Origin of the sequence: Thioclava atlantica (assembly GCF_000737065.1) — a bacterium.
Lineage (GTDB): Bacteria > Pseudomonadota > Alphaproteobacteria > Rhodobacterales > Rhodobacteraceae > Thioclava > Thioclava atlantica.
Map to the genome: position 1 here is coordinate 23,116 of NZ_AQRC01000008.1, position 22,426 is coordinate 45,541.

Genomic DNA, 22,426 nt, shown 5'->3' on the forward strand with positions numbered 1-22,426 from the left:
ATGACATGGCCCGGCGTATGGCCGAGCCGAATGGGATGGAATGGGTGAAGCTCAGGCGGCCTGCGGCAGGCGGAGCAGATCGGCCGAGGTTTCGCGCCAGAAGGGATCGACCAATCGGGCCTCCAGCGCAGCGGCGCGGTAACGCAGCCGTCTCGCATCGCCGGGGTCCGAAGCCCGGAACGCCATACCGCGCAGGCGGCTGGCCTCGGTCACGATCCTGCGTGCCTCGGCATCGGACGCGACTGGCTGTTGCCAGAGGATAATGCCGGCGCGGATTTCGCCGGCGAGGACCAGGCGCTGATCTCGGTCCTGAATGAGCATGATGCGCGGCTGAAAAAACGGGAAGCTGTCCGGCCCCGTGCAAATATTACCGCGCGCCACGCGCAAGGCTGCGGTCTGTATGGCCTCGTCCAGTGATGGGCATTCCCCAAGCGGGATCACGCGGTCAAAGCTGTTCGCCGCGTCACTGGCGTCATAGCTGGCCGCGCCGAGGCATGAGATGCGCAACGGCAGCTTTTGCGACCGATAAAGCGCGGGCAGAACATCGGCAGCCAGAATCTGACCGATGGAACGGAAGGTTTCGGAACGGGCAAAGGTCATCGGCATCACTCCATGACGGGCGCCGAAAAGCCTCTCTCTCCAGCCATCAACCCGTCACGGCCGAACGGCCCGCACTCTTCCTCTCTGACCGGGCTTGTTCCCGGTTCCGCTGCCGACGATGGGGGGCCATCTTGAGGCAATGAAGGCCCGAAGCGCGGGTCTCCGCGCTCGGGCCGTCGGGGATGAGGCGCTTTCGCGCCTTACTCCCACGGGTCCAGCTCCAGCTTCACCATGTCGTCGTCGCCGTCGAACTCGGCGGCGGGGCAAGCGGCGTGGGTGCCGTCTCCGGCCTGAAACACGACAATCGAAACCATCAGCGTGGCGGCAAGGCTGGCGGCGAAGGCGGTGGCATCTGCATAGGACATGGGTTCCGGCTCCTGTCTTTGGAGGCGGGGGACCATCCCCCGCGCGACAGGCGCCCGAAGTGTCTGACCGGATCTGCAATCACCCTCGGGCGTTCGGACTTTTTCCGAATCCCCGAGGGCGGCACGCGCGCGTAAGCCGACCCCTTCGGGGTTGAATGTCAAAGAGACGGATCGGACCAAGGTTTGCGAATGGAAGCGGGGGTGGTTTTTCGCATCTGACAGGATGCCGGATACCCGTCGCAGATGCTCTGCCGCGCCAGCCTTGCCACCATGCTGGCATCAGGATCGTGTTCCGTTCAGGCCAGAGATGGCTGCCGCTTGCCCTGATGGGGACGGCGGATTGTATGGTGAAGCCGGATTGGACCCGTCCGGTGCAGACCTCCCACCTTCACGGCCCAACACCCTGCGATCGGGTCTTCAGCTCCAAAGCCCATCGGCAATCTCGCGGGCAATCATCGCGCGCGCCTTCATCATCAGATCATCGCCTGAGGTGTCGATATGACCGAAGAAACGGGCACGAGCGCCATGAGCTGTCCATTCGGCGTAGCGGCAATATTCACGGGCATCGAGCCGGAAGACGCGCATGTCTTCGGCCCAATGGGGCTTTGGCTCCACAACAACGGTCATGCCGTCGCGGCTTTCCTCCCAGGGCAGGGTGCGCTCCGATAGGGAATGTTCGCGATCCTCAAGAAAGATTTGATCGACGTCGATGATGGCGGGCATGGAAGCGCTCCAATGAAAAAGCCCGATCACAAGGACCGGGCGAGTTGCGGAAACGGAGGGTGCAAACGGGACAGCCGAAGCCACCCCGCCTGAGAACTATTCAGCAGCGACCATGTGCTGTTCTTCCTCGTCGTCAGCCGGGTCGTCCTCGCCATCGCCGGAGAGGAAATCGGGCAGATCGTCGGCTTCTGCCGCAGCGCCCGATGCCGGATCGACTTCGACACCATCATCCACCATGCGCAGCGGCTCAGGCAGCCAGCCGGATTCCGCCAGGAGGCGTTCGGCTTCCTTGGCCATGTCTCCCTTCTTGAGGTGCCCGATCAGTTCAGCGGCTCGATCTCCAGCGCCTTCACGTACAGCTTCAAGGATGCGCGGCTTGGTCACGCGGCCGAGATAATTGCCAACCGTCGGCCGCCAGCCCACGGCCACCATGTCGAGGCCGGTTGAACGCGCCAGCCGATCAGCCTGCGACAGGCGAACGTCCAGCCCGTGCTGGCTGACGCCCGTTCCGCTGTAAGGATTCGGCTTCTCATAGAGCGCGTTGACACCGAAGCTGACGCAATGGGCGAGCAGATCCATGCGCGATCCATCGTCCAGATCGGTCAGCCAATCCCAGAGGGCGGCATCGTCTGCCGGGACATGATCGCCCCAGCGTTCGTGGCGGTCAGCGATGGCCTTGGCTGACGCGCTATCGCGCAGATCCTCGGCCTGTGCGGGCAGATGAACCTCCCGGACCTGTGCTTCCAGGCATCCGCGGCTGGAACGCGGCATGAAGCAATCCATGACCAGCCGGTGCAACAGTGCCGTCATGGCGACATGCGGGTTCACCGCCACCGCATCCCGCAGCGCCAGGGTGCGATGTGCAGTCAACTCGCTGACCAGACGATCAGGCAGCGGCTTGATGGTCTCGGTCTCGTCATCCTCCTCCGGTTCGACCGGCTGACCGCCCAGCGTGATAACCGCACGCATGCGGCTCACCTCCGGTTCTGCCCGCTGGATCACCTCGCCGGTTTCCGGGTCAACGATCTCAGCCTCCGGTTCCGCAGGCGTTTCATCCTCGGCGCGAACATAGCCGCGCTCGACCAGCAATGCGCCATCGGCGTCGATGCTGATGAAGACGCCTGCCGTGCCGATCTGGACGGGGTCGAAGGTCATCGGGCGGCGCTCGAAGGTTTCCAGCGCCTGTTCGATTTCACCCAGCCGGGCGTCGATCTCGTCTGGCAGTTCATCAGCCTCGCCATATTCGGCTTCAAGCCGGTCATATTCGTCGCGCAATGCCTCGCGGGTGGCGCGTTCCTCTTCGGTCAGATCGACTGTGGTGCCGACAATCTGGCGAAGGCCATGATCGTGACCATAGGGAAAGGTGATGGCGACCTCGATCCACTTCCAGCCCTCGGCGGCGATGGCCTCGGCCTCGGCCTTGAGTTTTTCGCCCACCAACCGGTCGAGCAGCACCGGGTCTTGCAACCAGCCACCATCGTCCTGCTGGAAGAGATCGCGCAGCACGCAGCCGCCAGCCTCCTCATAGGCGGTAATGCCGACAAACACTGCCCGCTTGTCGGCGGCGCGGACCGTGGTTTCGGTCAGCAGGCGTCGGATGAGGTAAGGTTCCTTCTGCCAGCCGTCCTTGATCGCTTCCCAGACCTGCTCCTGACGGGCATGGTCAGAACTGACGCTGAAGGCCATGAGCTGTTCCAGCGTCATGCCATCCTCGGCATAGACGTCGAGCAATGTCGGTGAGACGGAAACCAGACGCAGGCGCTGTTTCACCACCTTCGCATCCACGAAGAAGGCGGCGGCGATGGCTTCCTCGGTCATGCCCTTTTCGCGCATGGTCTGGAAGGCGCGGAACTGATCGAGCGGATGCAGCGGTGCGCGCTCGATATTCTCGGCGAGCGATACCTCGTCGATCAGCACATCGGCGCTGGCCTCCGAAACAACACACGGGACCGGCGCGACCTTGGCGAGGCGCTTCTGCTTGACCAGCAGTTCCAGCGCGCTGAAGCGGCGACCGCCGGCGGGCACTTCGAACATGCCGGTTTCCTTGCCCTCGGCATCCACGACCGGGCGGACATGCAGGGACTGGATCAGGCCGCGACGGGCGATAGACTCGGCCAGTTCCTCGACCGAGATCCCGGCCTTGACGCGCCGGACGTTGGACTGGCTGAGCACCAGCTTGTTGAAGGGAATGTCGCGCGAGGACGACAGGGTGATCTTCTGAACGGCAGTGGCCATGTCAGTTGCTCCATGACGGACGCCGGTGAGCCTCTCTCTCCGGCTATCAGCCCGTCACGAAGCGAAGCGCCGCCCTCTTCCTCTGAAGAGAGCGACGCCAGCCGTAGAACCTGAAACCCGGAAATCAGGCACTCCGGCTTTCTGTATCGGCGGATGTACGGGAATAGCTCGCCCCGACGCGGTAGAGCAGGCGCTCAGCGGCGCGGATACTGCCGCTCTCACGGGCGGCCTCGGCCCAGACCGAGATCGGGAAATCCCCGGTGAACAGCAGATCGCGCTCGATGCCCATTCCGAAGGGCAGCCGGACTGACTGCATTTCGGTAAGGCTCCACGACCCCAGTTCGGGATAGCCGAGATCAGCCAGGCCGAACATGATGTCGCCGTCCTCGTCCAGTTCGGTGGCGAGCCAGACGCCCTCGCCAAGGGGGTTGAAGAACTTCACGACCGGGATGTGATCCTGATCGCGCTGGCGGCCATTTGCCAGCAGGCGGTCGCGCTGTGTGCCGGTGAGGAGGATCATGCCGCGGCCCTCCGGTCGGTTACGCTCGCATCCGGCTCCTCGATCTCCTCGACAGGCAGATGCGACAGCAGCCAGTCCGCCGCCTTGCTGGCCTGCGAGGCTGCGCGGACAATGGCGCGGGAATCCTCGCGCATGACCTCCAGCCACGACCCGATGTAATCGGCATGGCGGACGGTCGGCACGATCCCGAGCGCAGCGCAACTGAAAGCTGCGGCCTGTTCGGCAATCATCTCCTCGAAAGCGTATTTCTTCGAGCCGAACGAGCCGGTCAGATCGCGGCTGAGGCGGCTGTGATGGCCGCTGGCGTGACCCAGCTCGTGCAGGGCCGTCCGGTGCCAGTTGATAGGCTCGAAATAGGCTTGCGGAGGCGGCACCTGCACATAGTCGAGCGAGGGCATGTAGAAGGCGCGATCGCCGCCAATTCGGAAGTCGATGCCGGTGGCCCGGATCAGCGCCTCGACCTGAGGTTCGATCAGGCCCGGCGGCGGTTGCGGCGTGACTGCCGTGATGTCATCGGGCAAGCCATCGCATTGTGCGGCATTGAAGACCGTGAACCGCTTCAGGAACGGTATGGCATGCGCATCCTCGCCAGTCTCGCGGGCACGGCGTTTCTCGTCCTCGGGAGTGAAACGGTCGGCATAGACAACAGTGGTGCCACGCTCGCCCTTTCTGACATTGCCGCCAAGCGAAAGGGCTTGGCGGAAAGTCAGCCACGCCTGACCGGGGAAGCCGTGCTGGATGACAGCGCCCCAAAGGATCAGAATATTGATGCCGGAATAGCTACGGCCGGTTGAAGCATTTCTCGGCAGGCCCAGAGGGGCGGTATTGGGTGACGCGCCCCAGGGCTGGACCCAGGGCAGCCGCCCTTGCTCCAACTCGGCGATGATCTTGTTGGTGATGTCGTCGTAAAGGTTGCTGCGCGCGCCACCTTCTGCGGGGCTGCGATCGTGTCTGGCCATCGGGATGATCTCCGCGACGGGCGCCGGAAGCCTCTCTTCCAGCCCTCAACCCGTCACGGAAAACCCGTCCGCACTCTCACTCTGAAGGGGGCGTTGCGGGGATTCCCCGCAGAAGGGGTAGGCCGAGACCAAGGCTCGGCCTCAGGGGAAGGCTTTCCCCTATCCGGACTTCCTTGAAAACTGTCAGAAACTCGCATATATTTCCGACAGGAGAAAGACGATGACACGGCTGACCGAACAGATTTTGTCGCATGCGACGGGCCTGCCCGAAGGCGCTCCTGTGTCCGCCAAGAGCCTGCTGCACCTCGGAAACCGGGCCGCCGTGGATCAGGCGTTGTCGCGCCTGACGGAGCGCGGGCAACTCATCCGCGCCGGTCGTGGCGTCTATCTGCGTCCCATCGCCAGCCGGTTCGGCACGCGCACGCCTTCGGTCGAGCAGGCTGTCGAGGCTCTTGCAACCCAAAAGGGGGAGGTCATCGTCTCGAACGGCGCTGCCGCGGCGAACGCCCTTGGCTTGACGACGCAGGTGCCCGTCCGCTCGGTCTATCTGACCTCCGGGCGCAGCCGAAAGGTGCACCTCGGCAAGCAGATCGTGGAATTGCGGCATGCACCGCGCTGGCAACTGGCCCTGGCCAACCGGCCGGCGGGGGAGGCCGTGCGGGCGCTGGCCTGGCTCGGCCCGGAAAAGGCAGAGGCCGCGCTCACGACATTGAAGCGGAAGATGCCGCCCGGCGTGTTCGGCGAACTGGTCGCCGCCGCGCCGCAGCTTCCGACATGGCTCGCGCAGAGCGTCGGAAAGGCGGCGTATGGCTGATGTCTTTCTCCAGCTTTCGGCCGAGGACCGGCGCGACGCGCTGGGTGTCGCGGCCGACCGTTCGGGTCGTCCCACCCATCTTCTCGAAAAGGATGTGTGGGTGGTGTGGGCGCTGGCGACCCTCTACGCTGCGCCGCTCGGCGAACATCTAGTGTTCAAGGGCGGCACGTCGCTGTCGAAAGCTTATCACGTCATTCGCCGGTTTTCGGAGGATGTGGATCTGACCTATGACATTCGGGCGATCGCGCCCGATCTGGTCGGGGACAATGGCGAGGGCTTGCCGAAAACGCGAAGCGAGGAAAAGCGCTGGTCCAGCGAGGTCCGTCGGCGGTTGCCGGCATGGGTCGCGGAAACCGTGCAGCCCGTGATCGCGAACGCACTCGCCGCCGAAGGTCTGGCTGCGGCCATCCGCGTCGAGGATGACAAGCTCTTCATCGACTACGAGGCGACCGCGGCCGGGTCCGGCTATGTCGCGCCCAGCGTCATGCTGGAGTTCGGCGCGCGCTCGACGGGCGAACCGGCGAGCCTGCGCGATGTCTCCTGCGACGCCGCCGGCCTGATCGACGGGCTGGTATTCCCGACGGCGCGTCCGCGCGTCATGCACGCGGAGCGGACCTTCTGGGAGAAGGCGACCGCCATCCACGTCTTTTGCCTTCAGGAGCGGCTTCGCGGCGACCGCTTCGCACGACACTGGCACGATGTTGTCCGGCTGGATGAAGCCGGCTTTGCGGAAGCTGCTTTCGCCGATCGCGAGCTGGCCAACGCTGTCGCCCGGCACAAGTCGATGTTCTTCGCGGAGAAAGCCGCCGACCGCACGCCGATCGACTATGCAGCGGCTGTCAGCGGCGGCTTGCAACTCGTGCCGGTCGGCGATGGCGCGAAGGCGTTGGAGGACGACTATGCCCGCATGGTTGAGGATGGGCTGCTCTTCGATGACGCTGAGCCGTTCGAGGCGCTTATGGCGCAGTGCGCCGATATAGTCGCGCGCGCGAACGGCGCAGCCAAATAAGAAACGGGGGCGGGGGAATATGCGCGACGTCGAAGAGGTGCGAAAATCTCGGTTTGTAGGGAGTGACGATGCCGATTCATCGGAACCCGACTGGAACAAGGAGATCGAGAGCGCCCACCAGACGATTTGCGAGATCATGAACAAGAACGTCGCAGGCGCAGACCGGGCGGCTCGATGAAACTGCCAATGCTTGGACGATCCCGCATATACCGGCCCAGCCTTTGGGCGCGCATTTTCTTGTCGGAGAAGTGGAAACTGGCTCTCAGCCCATCTTCGCAGGACCGAGTTAGCCTGACATCGACAGGCGAGGATGAAATTCAGTGCCTTGATATCTCGTCGGTTTCGTCAACCAAGGCCCTGCTTTGGCACACGGTCGAGATCCGGTCGAAGGGCCGTATCGATGCTCTTTCCGGCCTGACCGCCAAGGCGTCTCAGACTTTACGCGACGATTTGCTGGCTTTCGTGAACCAGCATCTCGCGAATCTCATCGATTCCGACAAGGAACGCTTGCGCGAGGTCGATAGCAAGATTCGCGCGATGACCGACAGCAACAGGCAATATCTTGCTCATGCCGACGTCGGCCGGGCGATCGCGAGTGTCCCGGGAAATGCGTCACTGGCATTGGCGCACCCGTTGTTTGATGCCTCTCTGATCCCCGACACCCTAAGAGGCTATCTGCCAACCTCTTTTGCGATGCTCACTGACCCCGGCGTCCGCAGTCGCTACAATGAAAATTTCGTTTTTCACGAGATGCAGAAGTTCGAGGAATTCTTCGCCGACCTTGGGGGATTTTCGCTTTCCCAGGAGCAGCGCGAGGCTTGCATCCGCCTCGAAGACAACAACCTGCTCGTCGCATCCGCTGGATCGGGCAAGTCCGCGACCATGGTCGGGAAAGTTGCCTATGTCCTCGAGAAGGGACTTTACCATCCGAGCGAGATCCTCGTCCTGGCATTTAACAAGAGTGCAGCCGACGAATTAAAGGAACGGATCGCCAGGCAGCTGAACGTCGATGAAGATGCTCTGGAGAGCCGGGTGACGACGTTTCATGCACTCGGTCGGGGGATCATCGAAGAGACGGAAGGTCGCCCACCTCAACTCGCAAACTGGGTCGAGCATCCCGCCGGCGAAGCCCGTGTGATCGACAAGATCATACGCGAGTTGATGGAGGTAAATGAAGAGTTTCGCCGTCTGTGGATCGACCTCCTCTCGATTTTGCCGAAGGCCGACATCCCCGCAGAGGTCTTTGACTCGGAGGCAGACTACAATCGCTACATCGCCGATCGCAACGATAAGGGCGGCAGCACCATCGGTACGCTTGCAAACGTGTATGTGAAATCCCTTCAGGAGCAGCGGATCGCGAACTGGTTGTGGGTCCACTCTGTCGAGTTCGAATATGAAAAGCAGATCTCATTCGAAGAGGAGGACGGGAGCGAACGTTTTGTCCAGCCGGACTTTCATTACCCTCTCACCGACACGTTCCACGAGCATTTCGCGATCAACGCGGATGGCTCCTCGCCCTTTGCGAACTATGCTGAGCATACCAAGGGTAAACGCGCTGGGTACAAGCGCAAAGAGTTGGATTTCTTCGAGACAACCTCCGCACAGGCGCACGAGGGAACGTTGTTGCCACATCTCGAGGCTGAGCTGATCAAACGCAAAATTCCCCTGACTGAGAAAAGTGTCGACGAGATCCTCAAAGCGGTCGAACCAGTGGTGATCACGCATTACCAGAAGCTGATCGGCGTGTGCATCAAACACATTCGAGCGAGCCAGCTTACGCTGGAGATGCTGCTGGAACGTGCAAAGTCCCTGCATGACAAACCGCGCGCGCAGTATTTCGCGCGTGCTGTCTGGCTGATCACCGAAGCCTATTCGCGCAAGCTCGACGAGGCAAAGCGTATCGACTTCGATTCAATGATCGGCGACGCAGTGCGCCTCGTTGAGACGGGGCGCTATCAGAGCCCTTATTCGCTGATCTTGGTGGATGAATTTCAGGATATTTCGGACCCGAGGGCCAATCTGATCAAGGCGCTAAAACACCAGAAGGCTTTCACAAAAGTCTTTGCTGTCGGAGACGATTGGCAGTCGATCTACCGCTTTGCCGGGTCGGACATTACGATCTTCACCCAGTTCGAAGCGAACTTTGGTGCCTGCTGGCAAGGTCGGCTGGAACAGACGTACCGCTGTAACCAGCTTCTCGCTGACACCGCGGCACGCTTTGTCCAGCGCAATCCCGAGCAGATCACGAAGACGGTGCGATCGACGCGCGCCGCCATACCGCGATCAATCCGGATCATTCCGGTCAGCGTGGAGTGGCGCAAGCCAAGCTTCCCGAAAGCCTGCTTCCAACTACTCGATCGCCTGAACACCTTTCTTGAAGGAATTTCAGGACAGTGGCGCCGTGAGGCGGGGCAAAAGCTGAAGGTACTGGTCTTGTGGCGTTACAACTTGTTAGATCCATTTCACGGTCGCCACCCCGAATTTTCGGCGATCGAGGTCGCCGGCATGTCGTTTCATCGGTCGAAGGGCCTGGAGGCCGACTACACGATCCTGCTCGATGTCAGCGAGGGCGACTATGGCGTCCCCAGCCGGATCGAAGATGACGAGCTGCTAAATCTCGTTATCCCGCGTCCGGAGAGGTTTGCCTATGCGGAGGAGCGCCGACTTTTCTATGTCGCAATGACCCGCGCCAGCAGAGGGACGTTTATCCTCTGTAATAGACGCAAGCCTTCACGCTACATTCGCGAGCTTTGCGAGATCGCCGGCAACGAAGTCCGGTTTGAAACCATCGATGGGAGGGAACTCGATCAATGCCCCAGTTGCTTGGTGGGGGAGCTGGTTGAGCGCAAAGGGCGGAACGACACCAGCTTTTTCGGCTGCAATCAATTTCCTGAGTGCCGCCACACCCAGCAGTCAGCTCCAGCGGTGCTTCATCGTGAGCGAACGGGCGAGGGCGTTGTCGTTGAAACCGTAAAACGGGTAAAAGCCGTATAATGCTACTTGTTTGATCGTATCCGTCGCCCCGACATTTCCGGCTGTTCTTAGAATATCTCCGATGGAGCGTCCGCCAAGCTGATTACGATACGCATCGTTTTGTTCTCACTTCCGCCTTATGGGGCACCCGAGGCTCATGCTGCCGCTTTCAGTCGCTTTTTTGCGAGCATGGCGCGGACGAACTTGTCCCATTTCGCCATGCCGGCACGCTTTTCCACCATGTAGTGCCAGCGGTCGTAGTGCTTGGAACTGACGTCCTGCAACGCATGGTTCTGGAGGCGGTCGCGGATCTCCTTCGAGATCCCCGCCTTGCCGGTAAGCGTCTTGAAGGTCCGGCGCAGGTCGCGGTTCGTCACATAGGGGATCACGCCGCGGTCCCTCTGGCGCCACATGAACGAGTAAAGCGTGCCGTGGCTGACAGGCTTGGACGGGTCCGTGGCAGACGGGAAGAACCAGCCGTATTCGTTGACGTTGATGGACGCGAGTAGCTCTGCGGCCAGTTCCGGCACCGGAACAGCATGGGGCTGGTCGTTCTTGGTCTTCGACCAGTCGATGATCTTTTCCTTGGCGTCCCACTGGTCGATGTGAAGGCTGGCGATCTCCTGGACGCGCTGGCCGGTCAGCATGATGATCCTGACGGCACGGGTATAGGGCGGATGAACCGGCGTGTCGGGACATTCCAGCCAACGATAAAGCTGTACGAATTCGTCCTCGTCGAGCCAGCGGGTGCCTTTGACCTTCGGTTCGGTCGGAATACCTGTCGCTGGATTGAAGGGGATGCGAAAGCGGCGAGCCGATTGTTGCCGATAGTCGTTGTCGGACTTCATGCCCCAGCCAAAAGCCGCGTGCATGTAGGAACGCACATGGTCTGCCATCGACTTGGCGCCGCGCTCATAGATCGGGCGGATCAGTTCGACGATTTCCTCGGCCTCGATCTCGCGGGCTAGGCGGTTCCGCCCAAGAGTGTCGGCGATCTTGTTAAGGCCCTTCTCCGTCTCCTTCCAGGAGGGCTTGCTGGCGGCCTTTAGTGAAGCGACGTACCCCTCGAAGAGGTCCGCTACAGTGCCGGGGCGGGTGTCGCTTGCGATCTTGATGCTGCGACCTTTCTGGATCACGTCGGCATAGTCGCGCTTGAAAACCTCGCGGGCCTGGGCGAGCGACATCGAGGGGTAAGCGCCGATCTTCTTCTTGGTACGTTTGCCGTCACGCCATTGTTGCGCCATCCAGTCGGCCGTGACGCGCTTCGGCATGGGCTTGAGAACGAGGACGAGTCGGCCGGTGCCTCGCCCGTCGCCATCGGCGAGGTTCTCTTGCTTGCGGCTGATCTCAACGCGCTTCAGCGCGTGTCGGATCGCGGTGTCGGTCAGGGCTGGCATGCGTTCCTCCTTGCCTGAAACTGGGATCGGTCGAGGAGAAACGGGGATCGTTTACTGGGAGCGGAAAGCCGTTTTCTATCCCTTCAACCACCCCCAATTTGCCAAAACCGTCCCCACTACGCAATGCTAAAAATTGAGGGATTTTCTAGTGTTTCAATGTGTTTGAGCGTGATCCTGCGGGATCTAAATGAATGAGTGGGGTGATTATGCACGAGGATCAGGGCCGAGGCGTTCAGCTCGAGCGCCCGCTTCATCACCTCGCGCGGATAGACGGGCACATGATCGACCGTTCCGCGCGCCTGTTCCTCATCCGCGATCAGGACGTTCTTGCGATCGAGCATGAGGACGCGGAACTGTTCGGTCTCGGAATGCGACATCGCGGTGTGGCAGTAATCCAGAAGCGCGTGCCATGAGCTCAGGACCGGCCGCTCCATCACCTTCGAACGCGCGAGGCGATGGGCGGCAGCCTCCACGATCTTGAATTCCCGGACCACCGCCTCGCCGACGCCGCGCACCTGATGCAGCCGGGCAGGCGGGGCCGAGATCACCCGGCCGAAATCACCGAATTGCTCGATCAGCCGCCGGGCGAGAGGTTTCACGTCCTGCCGCGGCAGCGCGCGGAACAGCACGAGTTCGAGCAGTTCGTAATCGGGCAGGGCAGGCGCTCCGCCCTCCATGAACCGCGCCCGCAGGCGCTGGCGATGATCGCAAAGATAGGAAGGCAGCTTGTTTCTCGCAGGACGACCGGTGACCGGCGCTGGCGCGGCCTCGCCGAACAGGGGCAGGGGGGCTTCGTTGAAAGATGCAGGGCGGCGCTTCATGGCCGCGAGCATCTCCGATTCGCGGTGAAGAAGGGATTAACGCGCCCGGGACCGAGGCAAAGAAAAAGGCGCCCGAAGGCGCCTTCTCATTGTGTCATGCCGTCCCAGAAGCTCTTGACCTTCTTGAAGAAGCTCGCCCCTTCCGGGTTGTTCTCCGCCTCGATCTCCTGGAACTCGCGCAGCAGGTCCTTCTGGCGGGAGGTCAGGTTGACCGGCGTCTCGACGGCAAGCTCGATGAACATGTCGCCCAGAGCACCGCCGCGCAGCGCCGGCATCCCTTTGCCGCGCAGACGCATCTGCCGGCCCGACTGGCTGCCTGCGGGGATCTTCACCCGGCTGCGGCCGCCGTCGATCGTGGGCACTTCGACATCGCCGCCCATCGCCGCGGTCACCATGCTCACCGGAACCCGGCAATGCAGGTCGGTGCCCTCGCGTTCGAAGATCTGGTGCGGCTGGACCTCGATGAAGACGTAGAGGTCGCCCGAAGGACCGCCCCGCAGCCCGGCCTCGCCTTCGCCCGCATGGCGAATGCGCGTGCCGGTCTCCACCCCCGGAGGGATGTTGATCTGAAGCTGGCGTTCCACCTCGGTCCGGCCGGCGCCGTGACAGACCTTGCAGGGGTTCTTCACCACCTGACCCTGGCCGCCACAGGTCGGGCAAGTCCGCTCGACCGTGAAGAAGCCGTTCTGCGCACGGACCTTGCCCAGCCCGGAACAGGTCGGACAGGTCTGCGGCTCGGCCCCGCCCTCGGCGCCGGTGCCGTTGCACGCGGTGCAGGCGGCGGAGCTTGGAACGGTGATCGTCTTCTGGGTGCCCTTGAAGGCCTCTTCCAGCGTGATCCGCAGATTGTAGCGCAGATCGGCCCCGCGCTGCGCGCGCGAGCGCTGGCCACCGGGGCCACGACCGCCCATGAAGTCCCCGAACAGGTCCTCGAACACGTCGGAGAAGGCAGAGGCGAAATCGCCCTGGCCGGGACCGCCGCCGTAGCCGCCGCCCGGACGCGGCCCGCCGCCCATGCCGCCTTCGAAGGCCGCGTGACCGAAGCGGTCATAGGCCGCCTTCTTCTCGGCGTCCTTCAGGACGTCATAGGCTTCGTTCGCTTCCTTGAACTGGGACTCGGCGTCGGGATTGTCGGCGTTGCGGTCGGGATGAAGTTCCTTGGCCTTCTTGCGATAGGCCTTCTTGATCTCTTCGGCCGAGGCGCCCTTGGCGATTCCCAGAACGTCGTAATAGTCGCGTTTTGCCATTGGCTACCCCTCTTGGGGGAACATGGGAACGGGCCCGCCTTGTCCCGGCAGGCCCGCCCAACGTTCCGGTTGCGCTTACTTGCGCTTGTCGTCGCCCATGTCCTCGAAGTCGGCGTCGACGATATCGTCATCGACATCGCGCGGACCTTCCTCATCCGAGGCCTCGGCTTCGCCCGATTTCTCCTGCTCGGCCTTGTAGATGGCCTCGCCGAGTTTCATCGCGGCGTCGGTGAGGTTCTGGATCGCACCCTTGATCTTGCTGGCTTCCTCGGTCTTGAGCGCCTCTTCGAGCGCATTGGCCGCCAGTTCGATCACCTCGACGGTGGACGCATCGACCTTGTCGCCATGCTCTTCGAGCGACTTGCGTGTCGAATGCAGGAGCGACTCGCCCTGGTTCTTGGTCTCGACGAGTTCCTTGCGGCTCTTGTCGGCCTCGGCATTCGCCTCGGCGTCCTGAACCATCTTCTCGATCTCGTCATCCGAGAGACCGCCCGAAGCCTGGATCGTGATCTTCTGCTCCTTGCCGGTGCCCTTGTCCTTCGCCGAAACGGACACGATGCCGTTGGCGTCGATGTCGAAGGTCACTTCGATCTGCGGCATGCCGCGCGGCGCCGGCGGGATGTTCTCGAGATTGAACATGCCCAGCAGCTTGTTGTCCGCGGCCATCTCGCGCTCGCCCTGGAAGACGCGGATCGTCACCGCGTTCTGGTTGTCTTCCGCGGTCGAGAAGATCTGCGACTTCTTGGTCGGGATCGTGGTGTTGCGGTCGATCAGGCGGGTGAAGACACCACCCAGCGTCTCGATGCCGAGCGACAGCGGGGTCACGTCGAGCAGGACCACGTCCTTCACGTCGCCTTGCAGAACGCCGGCCTGGATCGCCGCGCCGAGCGCCACGACCTCATCGGGGTTCACGCCCTTGTGCGGCTCCTTGCCGAAGAACTTGGTCACCTCTTCGACGACTTTCGGCATCCGGGTCATGCCGCCGACCAGAACGACCTCGTCGATCTCGTCCTTGGTGACGCCCGCATCTTTCAGCGCGGCCGCGCAAGGCTTGAGCGAGGCCTTGATCAGGTCGTTCACGAGGCTTTCGAGCTTCGCACGGGTCAGTTTCATGACCATGTGCAGCGGCGTGCCGTCCTTGCCCATCGAGATGAAGGGCTGGTTGATCTCGGTCTGGCTCGAGCTCGAGAGCTCGATCTTCGCCTTCTCGGCCGCTTCCTTCAGACGCTGCAGCGCCATCTTGTCCTTGGTGAGATCGACGCCATGCTCTTTCTTGAACTCGTCAGCCAGGTAGTTGACGATCCGCATGTCGAAGTCTTCGCCACCCAGGAAGGTGTCGCCATTGGTCGACTTCACCTCGAACAGACCATCGTCGATCTCGAGGATGGTGATGTCGAACGTACCGCCACCGAGGTCATAGACGGCGATCGTCTTGGTCTCTTTCTTGTCGAGGCCATAGGCGAGCGCGGCCGCGGTCGGCTCGTTGATGATGCGCAGAACCTCGAGACCGGCGATCTTGCCCGCATCCTTCGTGGCCTGACGCTGGGCGTCGTTGAAATAGGCGGGAACGGTGATCACGGCCTGCGTGACTTCCTCGCCCAGATAGCTCTCGGCGGTTTCCTTCATCTTCTGCAGGATGACGGCCGAAACCTGCGCGGGCGAATATTTCTCGCCCTTCACTTCGACCCAGGCATCGCCATTGCCGCCATCGACGATGGCGTAGGGGACGAGCTTCTTGTCCTTCTCGACTTCCGCATCGGTGGTGCGGCGGCCGATCAGGCGCTTCACGGCGAAGATGGTGTTGGACGGGTTGGTCACCGCCTGGCGTTTTGCCGGCTGGCCGACCAGGCGTTCATCGTCGGTAAAGGCGACGATCGAGGGCGTGGTGCGCGCCCCTTCGGAATTCTCGATCACCCGGGGCTGCGAGCCGTCCATGATGGCGACGCAGGAGTTCGTGGTCCCGAGGTCGATGCCGATGACTTTGGCCATGATGTTACCTCTCTTGGCGATATGGCGGGAAACGGGTCCATTCAGGCCCCCGGCCCCTATCCCTTGGGTTTCGGTTTCATGTTCCGCCCTTGCGCGATCTGGAACGCTTCAGGCTTCGCAGCGTATATAAGGAGGGCCAAATGGGCCTGCAAGAACCGTCTCCCGAGGAAGATTGCGTGAAAATGACAGAAACGGCGAAGGACGCAAGCGATCGACCCGAGCCGCAGGAAATCCGCGGCTTCCTGCACTATCCCGGCTGGCTGGATCTCGCCGAGCAGGAAGCGCTTCTGGCCGACTTGCGCGACCTCGTCGCCCATGCGCCCCTTTTCTCTCCGATGACGCCCTATGGCAAGCCGATGTCGGTGCGCATGACCTCTGCCGGCCGCTTCGGCTGGGTCTCCGACCGGCGCGGCTACCGCTACAGCGAAACCCATCCCGAGGGCATGCCCTGGCCCGAGATCCCGGCCTCGGTGCTGCGGATCTGGGAGGGCGTCTCGGGCTCGGCGCGCGCGCCGGAATGCTGCCTGGTCAATTTCTACGGCGAAGGCGCGCGGATGGGGATGCATCAGGACCGCGACGAGTCCGATTTCGGCGAGCCGGTCGTGTCGGTCTCATTGGGCGATGACGGGCTGTTCCGGATCGGCAACGAGACCCGCGGCGGAAAGACCCAAAGCCTCTGGCTGCGCTCGGGCGACGTGATGGTGATGGGGGGCGCGGCGCGGCTGCTCTATCACGGCGTCGACCGGATCAAGCCCGGCACCTCGCCGCTCATGCCGAAGGGCGGACGGATCAATCTCACCCTGCGCGTGGTGACCTGACCGGCGCGCGAGCGGTTCGGGCGGATGCCTCCGGCGGGGGTATTTTTATCCAGGTGAAGAGGGAGACCTGTTCCTTCACCTGGCCGGAAATACCCCGCGGGGGTCCGGGGACGCGAAGCCCCCGGCGGGTTCAGACCGAGCCGCGCGGCAGGGGCGTCGCGCCGCGATTATAGGGGGCCCAGTCCTCGATCTCCGGGTAATGCGCCCGCCGCCAGGCGCGCACGCGCGGGTTCATCCGCCGCCGCCAGAGGGGCGGGATCATCGCGAGCGCCGTCATCGCCGGATAGCCGAAGGGCAGCTGGGGCGCCTCGTCGGCACCGTAGGTCTGCAGCAGCGGGAAGCGCCGGTCCGGCTTGTAATGGTGATCCGAATGGCGCTGAAGGTTGATCAGGAGCCAGTTCGAGGCGGCGTGATCGGCGTTCCACGAGTGGCGGGGACGGACATGCTCGTAGCGCCCCTCGCCGCTATGTTTCCGCGTCAGCCCGTAATGTTCGACATAGTTGGTGAGTTCGAGCTGCCAGATCGCGAAGAAGGCCTGCAGGACGAACAGCCCGAGCCCCATCCATCCCCCCGCGAACCAGGCCGCGAGCAGTGCGAGCGCCTGAAGGGCGGCATAGCGCCAGAACGGGTTGGAGCGGTGCCAGACCGGGCGTCCTGCGCGCGCGAGCATCCGCTTCTCCGCCTTCCAGGCCGAGCCGGGGCATTCGAGGAGCACCCGCCAGAAGAAGCGGTGGAACCCCTCGTTGTAGCGCGCGGTGACCGCGTCGCGCGGCGTGCCGACCCAGAGATGGTGGACGAGCAGATGCTCGGTGCGGAAATGCGAATAGAGCACGGTGGCCAGCAACAGATCGCCCAGCCAGCGTTCGAGCCGGCTCTTCTGATGCAGCAACTCGTGCGCGTAGACGATCCCGATCGTGCCCGAGATCACGCCGAGGCCGAACATCAGCGCCACGATCTCGAACCCGTTCAGATGATCGCTATGCGTCACCCACCAGATCGTGGCGTAGATCACCACGGCCTGGACCGGGAACCAGATCAGCGTGATCGCACGGTACCAGAACAGGTCGGCCTCGGGCGTCTCCGCGTCGGGCTGGTCGGCATTGCGTCCCAGAAGCTGGTCGAGCGCGGTCACCAGCCACCATGCATAGGCCGGCAGCAGGATCAGGGTCCAGCCGCCCCGGGCCGCCTCGATCGCCGCGAGCGGGACTGTGCCGAGCGAAAGCCAGAAGGGAAGGGCGTGGGAGGGGCGGCGGATCTCTTCGCGGCTCGACATCGGTGATCCCGGTTGTTGCACCGCCCATGATAGCCAAGCCGCGCCGCCGTTCAATCACTCAGCGCTTTGCGCCGCGTTCCAGACCTTGCGCATCAGCGTGGGCAGATCGCCGGGGCTGAAACTGGCGCGCGGGGTGAACTCCGCCTCTTCCGCACGCGCGGTGAAGACACGCAGGATCAGGTGGAAATGGGTGAAGGTGTGGCGCACCTCGACGGGCGCTTCGCGCCAGTCGGCCGCGACGGGCGGGGCCGGGCGGGGGGCGTCGGTCCAGTCCGAGCCGGGAAAGCCCAGCGTGCCGCCCAGCAGACCCTTCTCGGGGCGGCGTTCGAGCAGCACGTCGCCCGCACCGTTCATCGCCACATAGGCATAGCCGTAGCGGGTGGGTTTCGCCTTTTTCGGGGCCTTGCGCGGCAGTGTCTCGGCGATGCCCTGCGCCCGGGCCGAGCACTCCCCCACCAGGGGACAGATCGCGCAGGCGGGATTGCGCGGGGTGCAGATCGTCGCGCCCAGATCCATCATCGCCTGCGCGAAATCGCCCGGCCGCGTCTCGGGCGTGATCCGGGCGGTGAGCGCGGTGAGTTCGGACTTCGCTCCGGGCAATGGCGTCTCGACCGCGAAGAGGCGCGAGACGACCCGCTCGACATTTCCGTCGACCACCGCGACGGGCTCGTCATGGGCGATGGCGGCGATCGCGGCGGCGGTATAGGGGCCGATGCCGGGGAGCGTCTGCAGCTCGGCCGCGGAACTCGGGAAACGGCCCTCCAGATCACCGGCGACGCAACGGGCGCATTTCAGCAGGTTGCGGGCGCGGGCGTAATAACCAAGCCCCGCCCATTCGGCCATCACCTCCCCGTCCTCGGCCGCCGCCAGCGCCGCGACATCGGGCCAGCGTTCGGTGAAGCGGCGGAAATAGTCGCGTACCGCCGCCACGGTCGTCTGCTGGAGCATCACCTCCGACAGCCAGACCCGGTAGGGATCGGGGCGTACGCCATCCGCCCGATCGGCGGGCGAGATCCGCCAAGGCAGAACGCGGGCATGGGCGTCATACCATTTGAGCAGGGTTTCGCCGATTGCCCCTTTACCGTCACACAATCTTTATGCTCCCCTCTTCCCCATCGGTTGGCCTGACCCGATGTGCTGCCTAGAATGCGCGCGATCAAGAGGAACCCGTCCAAGTGAGCGCCAAAGAGACCCAGACCCCGCCGGATCGGCGCATGCGTGGCTTCGAGCCCGCAGCTCGGCTGCTGCGCTCGCGGATCCGGGCCGCGGGCGAGGCGCGGGGATTCGCGGTCTCGCGGCTGCTGACGCATTGGCCGGAAGTGGTGGGCCAGGAGATCGCCGCACAATGCCGCCCGGTGAAGATCGGCTATTCCAAGGGCGGATTCGGCGCGACGCTGACGCTTCTGACGACCGGGGCGGCGGCGCCGATGCTGCAGATGCAGCTCCCGCAGATCCGCGACAAGGTCAATGCCTGCTACGGCTATAACGCGATCTCGCGAATCGCGTTGACCCAGACCGCGCCCACCGGCTTTGCCGAGGGGCAGGCACAATTTACCCCCGCGCCGAAACCCGCACCGCGCGCTCCCGATCCGGATGTCCTCGCCAAGGCGAAGGCGACGGTCGCGGATTGCGCCGACGGGGATCTGCGCGCGGCGCTCGAGCAATTGGCACAAAATGTTCTATCTAGGTCCGAGGAACGGGCCGGAAGAAGAAAGGCAGATACATGAGCAAGACTCTCTCGATCCTTGGCGGCGCGGCTGTCGCGGGCGTTCTCGCAGTGGGCGGCTGGTTCGCTACCCAGCATAGTGAAGCGAGCCTGATCACCGCCGCGCAGGCGCAGGAAGCGACCGCGGACAAGAAGGTGCAGACGCTGCCCGATATCGTCCTGGGGCAGGAAGACGCGCCGGTGACGGTTGTGGAATACGCCTCCTTCACCTGCCCGCATTGCGCGAATTGGCACGAGACCGAATACCCGACGCTCAAGAAGGATTACATCGACACCGGCAAGGTGAAGTTCATCCAGCGCGAGGTCTATTTCGACAAGTTCGGCCTCTGGGCGGGCCTGATCGCGCAATGCGGCGGCGACATGAAATACTACGCGATCTCCGACATGCTGTATAACAAGCAGAAGGAATGGATCGGCGACGGCAAGTCGCAGGCCATCGCGGACAACCTGCACAAGATCGGCCTTCAGGCGGGGCTGACCAAGGATCAGGTCACCAACTGCATGAACGACGAGAAGCGCGCCGAGGAACTGGTCGCGACCTTCCAGAAGAACGCCTCGGACGACAAGATCGACGCGACGCCGACCTTCATCATCAACGGCAAGAAGCATTCCAACATGGCCTGGGATGATTTCAAGAAGATCCTCGACGACGAGCTGGCCAAGGCCAAGCAGTAAGCCGAGATCGTAACGGATGCCGAAGGCCGGTCCCGCGGGGCCGGCCTTTTTCACATCCCGAGCCGGGCGAGCATCGCCTCGAGCGGTGCGGCATCCGCGATCTCGAGCCGCACCGGCAGCGCCAGCACCTTGCGCCGGAAAGCCTCGGGGAGGCGCACGGCGTCCTTTTCCGTCGTCACCATCTGCGCGCCCAGCATCTGGGCCTCGGTCTCGATCCGGCTGAGCAGACGCGGCGTGAAAGGTTGGTGATCCTCGAGCGCCTCGCCGCGCAGCAGGGTCGCGCCGAGGCCTTTCAGCGTCGCGAAAAATTTCTCGGGATGGCCGATGCCCGCGAAGGCGAGGACCGGAAGCCCTTCCCAATCCATCCCGGTCTGAAGCGGTACGAGCTCCCCGCGCAAATGAGGCTTGGAAATTCTGAAACCCCAGAAATCCGAAAATTCTTGCTGCGCGGCATCGCCTCCGATCGAGAGGATCAGATCGGCGCGGGCCATCCCGGCCGCGACCGGTTCGCGCAGGGGGCCGGCTGGCAGACAGCGGCCGTTGCCGAAGCCCTTATGCGCGTCGACGACCACGATCGAGAGATCTTTCTCGAGCGCGGGGTTCTGATGCGCGTCGTCGAGAACGATCACCTGCGCCCCGGCTGCCTGTGCAGCCTTCGCCCCGGCGGCGCGGTCCTTTGCGACCCAGACCGGCGCGAAAGCCGAAAGCAGCAGCGGTTCGTCCCCCGTCTCGTCCGCGGAATGGGTCCGCTCATCGACCCGCACCGGCCCCTCGAGCCGCCCGCCATAGCCGCGCGTGACCACATGCGCGGTGATCCCGCGCGCGGCGAGATGTTGCACGAGCCAGATTACCGTCGGGGTCTTGCCCGTTCCGCCCGCATTGATATTGCCGACCGAAATCACCGGAATGTCGAGCTTCAGCCCGGCCTGCGCGACGCGGCGCCGGGTCATCCCGGCATAGAGCGCGCCAAGCGGGGACAGCAGACGGGCCGAGAGGGCAGGCGCATCGGGGCGCGTGAACCAGAAGCCCGGCGCCCCCATCAGGCCGACCTCGACAATTGCGTGCCGATGAGGATCTCCGCAAGGTCGCGCGCGACGGTTTCCACCGCGCCCGCACCGCCCGAGATCACCAGCCAGGCGTTATGGGCGAGATGCGCGGAGCGGTCGGGAGAAATCATGTCCGTGAGCGCATCGGGCAGGTCCGCGGCGACGCGCACGCCACGGCAGGCCCGCGCGGCCTCGAGGCGCAGATATTCCTCGCGGAACGGGGCGAGTTTCGGCCCGTGCAGCACCGCGGATCCGAGCGCCGCGGCCTCCATCGGGGAGCGCGGGGCCTTGCTCAGCCCGCTCAGCGTCCCGCCCATGTAGCTCAGCGCCGCGAGCCGGTACCAGAGCCCGTATTCGCTCGCATCATCCGCGATGAAGATCTCGGTGGTCATTTCCGGTTCACCCTCGAGAGAGCGGCGCGCGACCGCCCAGCCCTCGGCGGTCAGACGTTCGGCGAGCGTCGCGCCGTCGCAATCCGCGTCCGGGGCCAGCAACAGCAGCAACCGATGCGCGTGACGCTGCGCATAGCGATGGGCGGCGGTGACCTTATCGATCTCGGCCTCGGGAATCGCCGCGGCGAGCCAGACCGGGCGGGCGCCCATCGAATCGGCCATCGAACTGCGCTCGGCCTCGGAATAGGCAAGCGGATCGGGCGGCTCGCCCAGGGCGCCGTCATTCACCACGATGCTCGGGCGCGAGAGCCGCTCGCAAAGGTTTTCGAGCCCTTCGTCATGGCGCAGATAGATCCGGTCGAAACGCCCGAGCAGCGAGAGGGTGGCCGCATCGAGCCGCTGCACCTCGTTCGTCGTATAATGGGCGTCGGCAAGGATCAGGGGAATGCCGCGGCGATGCGCCTCCGTGATCAGCGCGGCGGGCAGGCGGCCCCCCATGATGAGGATGAGTTCGGGCTTCCACGCCTCGAGCACGAGGCGGACCGAGGCAGGACGGTCTTCCGGTTCCGCCAGGCACGACGCGCCCTCGGGGAGCGTCGAGGGGCAATCGAGCCCCTCGGGCACTGTCATGCAGATACGGGCGTCGGGAAGGTGGGCCGCCACTCGCCGTGCGATCAGCGTCGCCGCCGGCCCGGTTTCCTCCGCCGCCCAGATCCAGAGCAGCGGGCCCCGCTCACGCGGCGCCTGGGCGGCGCTTCTCGCCCTCGGCCCGGCCGGACGCAGCGCCGCGAGACGCAGCCGAAGCCAGAGAGGGAGAGAATGCGTCATGGAGCACCTGCCCGCC

The 22,426-nt window shown here is 63.8% G+C and carries 21 protein-coding genes; 7 read left to right on the forward strand and 14 right to left on the reverse strand.

The window, feature by feature from the left end:
* Nucleotides 1–51: 51 nt before the first annotated feature.
* The 6 genes from DW2_RS10870 to DW2_RS10890 form a co-directional block, all read right to left on the reverse strand.
* Entirely contained in the window at nucleotides 52–600 is a 549-nt protein-coding gene (locus tag DW2_RS10870) for a hypothetical protein (protein ID WP_038146716.1), read from the reverse strand.
* A 200-nt stretch (nucleotides 601–800) separates the two neighbouring features.
* Nucleotides 801–965, reverse strand: coding sequence for a hypothetical protein (locus tag DW2_RS20065; RefSeq protein WP_009450567.1), 165 nt, complete (start codon nucleotides 963–965; stop codon nucleotides 801–803).
* A 417-nt stretch (nucleotides 966–1,382) separates the two neighbouring features.
* On the reverse strand, nucleotides 1,383–1,688 hold the full coding sequence (locus DW2_RS10875; protein ID WP_038146403.1) for a hypothetical protein: 306 nt from the start codon (nucleotides 1,686–1,688) through the stop codon (nucleotides 1,383–1,385).
* A 96-nt stretch (nucleotides 1,689–1,784) separates the two neighbouring features.
* Complete coding sequence (locus DW2_RS10880) at nucleotides 1,785–3,923, reverse strand: Spo0J and enkurin domain-containing protein (RefSeq protein WP_038146404.1); 2,139 nt, start codon at nucleotides 3,921–3,923, stop codon at nucleotides 1,785–1,787.
* Nucleotides 3,924–4,047: 124 nt separating this feature from the next.
* Nucleotides 4,048–4,443 (reverse strand): DUF2958 domain-containing protein, encoded by a 396-nt coding sequence (locus DW2_RS10885; RefSeq protein ID WP_038146406.1) that lies wholly within the window; start codon nucleotides 4,441–4,443, stop codon nucleotides 4,048–4,050.
* Nucleotides 4,440–5,402 (reverse strand): ArdC family protein, encoded by a 963-nt coding sequence (locus DW2_RS10890; protein WP_038146408.1) that lies wholly within the window; start codon nucleotides 5,400–5,402, stop codon nucleotides 4,440–4,442. The genes DW2_RS10885 and DW2_RS10890 overlap by 4 nt, the downstream gene beginning before the upstream one ends.
* A gap of 220 nt (nucleotides 5,403–5,622) precedes the next feature.
* Here DW2_RS10890 and DW2_RS10895 point away from each other — a divergent pair, with 220 nt between their 5' ends.
* From DW2_RS10895 to DW2_RS10905, 4 genes are read left to right on the forward strand one after another with little or no spacing between them, the layout of a single operon-like run.
* The gene (locus DW2_RS10895) at nucleotides 5,623–6,216 is read left to right on the forward strand and encodes a DUF6088 family protein (RefSeq protein WP_038146409.1); all 594 of its coding nucleotides are present in this window, start codon (nucleotides 5,623–5,625) and stop codon (nucleotides 6,214–6,216) included.
* Nucleotides 6,209–7,225 (forward strand): nucleotidyl transferase AbiEii/AbiGii toxin family protein, encoded by a 1,017-nt coding sequence (locus DW2_RS10900; protein ID WP_038146410.1) that lies wholly within the window; start codon nucleotides 6,209–6,211, stop codon nucleotides 7,223–7,225. Before DW2_RS10895 ends, DW2_RS10900 begins: the two co-directional genes overlap by 8 nt.
* 19 nt (nucleotides 7,226–7,244) lie before the next feature.
* A complete protein-coding gene (locus tag DW2_RS19765) occupies nucleotides 7,245–7,403 on the forward strand; it encodes a hypothetical protein (RefSeq protein WP_156102950.1) in 159 nt (52 codons plus the stop codon).
* The gene (locus DW2_RS10905; RefSeq protein ID WP_235842196.1) at nucleotides 7,400–10,219 is read left to right on the forward strand and encodes a UvrD-helicase domain-containing protein; all 2,820 of its coding nucleotides are present in this window, start codon (nucleotides 7,400–7,402) and stop codon (nucleotides 10,217–10,219) included. Before DW2_RS19765 ends, DW2_RS10905 begins: the two co-directional genes overlap by 4 nt.
* A 134-nt stretch (nucleotides 10,220–10,353) precedes the next feature.
* Here the strand turns inward: DW2_RS10905 and DW2_RS10910 are convergent, their stop codons facing one another.
* The 4 genes from DW2_RS10910 to dnaK form a co-directional block, all read right to left on the reverse strand.
* On the reverse strand, nucleotides 10,354–11,595 hold the full coding sequence (locus DW2_RS10910) for a tyrosine-type recombinase/integrase (RefSeq protein WP_038146412.1): 1,242 nt from the start codon (nucleotides 11,593–11,595) through the stop codon (nucleotides 10,354–10,356).
* Nucleotides 11,596–11,711: 116 nt separating this feature from the next.
* Entirely contained in the window at nucleotides 11,712–12,416 is a 705-nt protein-coding gene (locus tag DW2_RS10915; RefSeq protein WP_081874963.1) for a JAB domain-containing protein, read from the reverse strand.
* A gap of 86 nt (nucleotides 12,417–12,502) precedes the next feature.
* On the reverse strand, nucleotides 12,503–13,663 hold the full coding sequence (gene dnaJ / locus DW2_RS10920; protein WP_038146415.1) for a molecular chaperone DnaJ: 1,161 nt from the start codon (nucleotides 13,661–13,663) through the stop codon (nucleotides 12,503–12,505).
* Nucleotides 13,664–13,738: 75 nt separating this feature from the next.
* The gene (gene dnaK / locus DW2_RS10925; protein ID WP_038146418.1) at nucleotides 13,739–15,652 is read right to left on the reverse strand and encodes a molecular chaperone DnaK; all 1,914 of its coding nucleotides are present in this window, start codon (nucleotides 15,650–15,652) and stop codon (nucleotides 13,739–13,741) included.
* A gap of 182 nt (nucleotides 15,653–15,834) precedes the next feature.
* Between dnaK and DW2_RS10930 the strand changes: the two genes are divergently transcribed.
* Nucleotides 15,835–16,470, forward strand: a complete 636-nt coding sequence (locus tag DW2_RS10930; RefSeq protein ID WP_038146723.1) for an alpha-ketoglutarate-dependent dioxygenase AlkB family protein — start codon at nucleotides 15,835–15,837, stop codon at nucleotides 16,468–16,470.
* 130 nt (nucleotides 16,471–16,600) lie between these two features.
* Here the strand turns inward: DW2_RS10930 and DW2_RS10935 are convergent, their stop codons facing one another.
* Together DW2_RS10935 and mutY are read right to left on the reverse strand one after the other, a co-directional pair.
* On the reverse strand, nucleotides 16,601–17,743 hold the full coding sequence (locus DW2_RS10935) for an alkane 1-monooxygenase (RefSeq protein WP_051855910.1): 1,143 nt from the start codon (nucleotides 17,741–17,743) through the stop codon (nucleotides 16,601–16,603).
* A 54-nt stretch (nucleotides 17,744–17,797) separates the two neighbouring features.
* Nucleotides 17,798–18,835 carry an A/G-specific adenine glycosylase gene (mutY, locus tag DW2_RS10940; RefSeq protein ID WP_038146420.1) on the reverse strand — a complete coding sequence of 346 codons (1,038 nt, stop codon included), beginning with the start codon at nucleotides 18,833–18,835 and terminating at the stop codon, nucleotides 17,798–17,800.
* A 122-nt stretch (nucleotides 18,836–18,957) separates the two neighbouring features.
* On the opposite strand from mutY, the gene DW2_RS10945 reads away from it, so the two are divergent.
* Complete coding sequence (locus DW2_RS10945; RefSeq protein WP_051855913.1) at nucleotides 18,958–19,470, forward strand: DUF721 domain-containing protein; 513 nt, start codon at nucleotides 18,958–18,960, stop codon at nucleotides 19,468–19,470.
* Nucleotides 19,467–20,144 (forward strand): DsbA family protein, encoded by a 678-nt coding sequence (locus tag DW2_RS10950; protein WP_038146426.1) that lies wholly within the window; start codon nucleotides 19,467–19,469, stop codon nucleotides 20,142–20,144. The genes DW2_RS10945 and DW2_RS10950 overlap by 4 nt, the downstream gene beginning before the upstream one ends.
* A 50-nt stretch (nucleotides 20,145–20,194) precedes the next feature.
* Here the strand turns inward: DW2_RS10950 and lpxK are convergent, their stop codons facing one another.
* A complete protein-coding gene (lpxK, locus tag DW2_RS10955; RefSeq protein ID WP_038146428.1) occupies nucleotides 20,195–21,184 on the reverse strand; it encodes a tetraacyldisaccharide 4'-kinase in 990 nt (329 codons plus the stop codon).
* Nucleotides 21,184–22,410, reverse strand: coding sequence for a 3-deoxy-D-manno-octulosonic acid transferase (locus DW2_RS10960; RefSeq protein ID WP_051855916.1), 1,227 nt, complete (start codon nucleotides 22,408–22,410; stop codon nucleotides 21,184–21,186). Before DW2_RS10960 ends, lpxK begins: the two co-directional genes overlap by 1 nt.
* Nucleotides 22,411–22,426 lie beyond the last annotated feature (16 nt).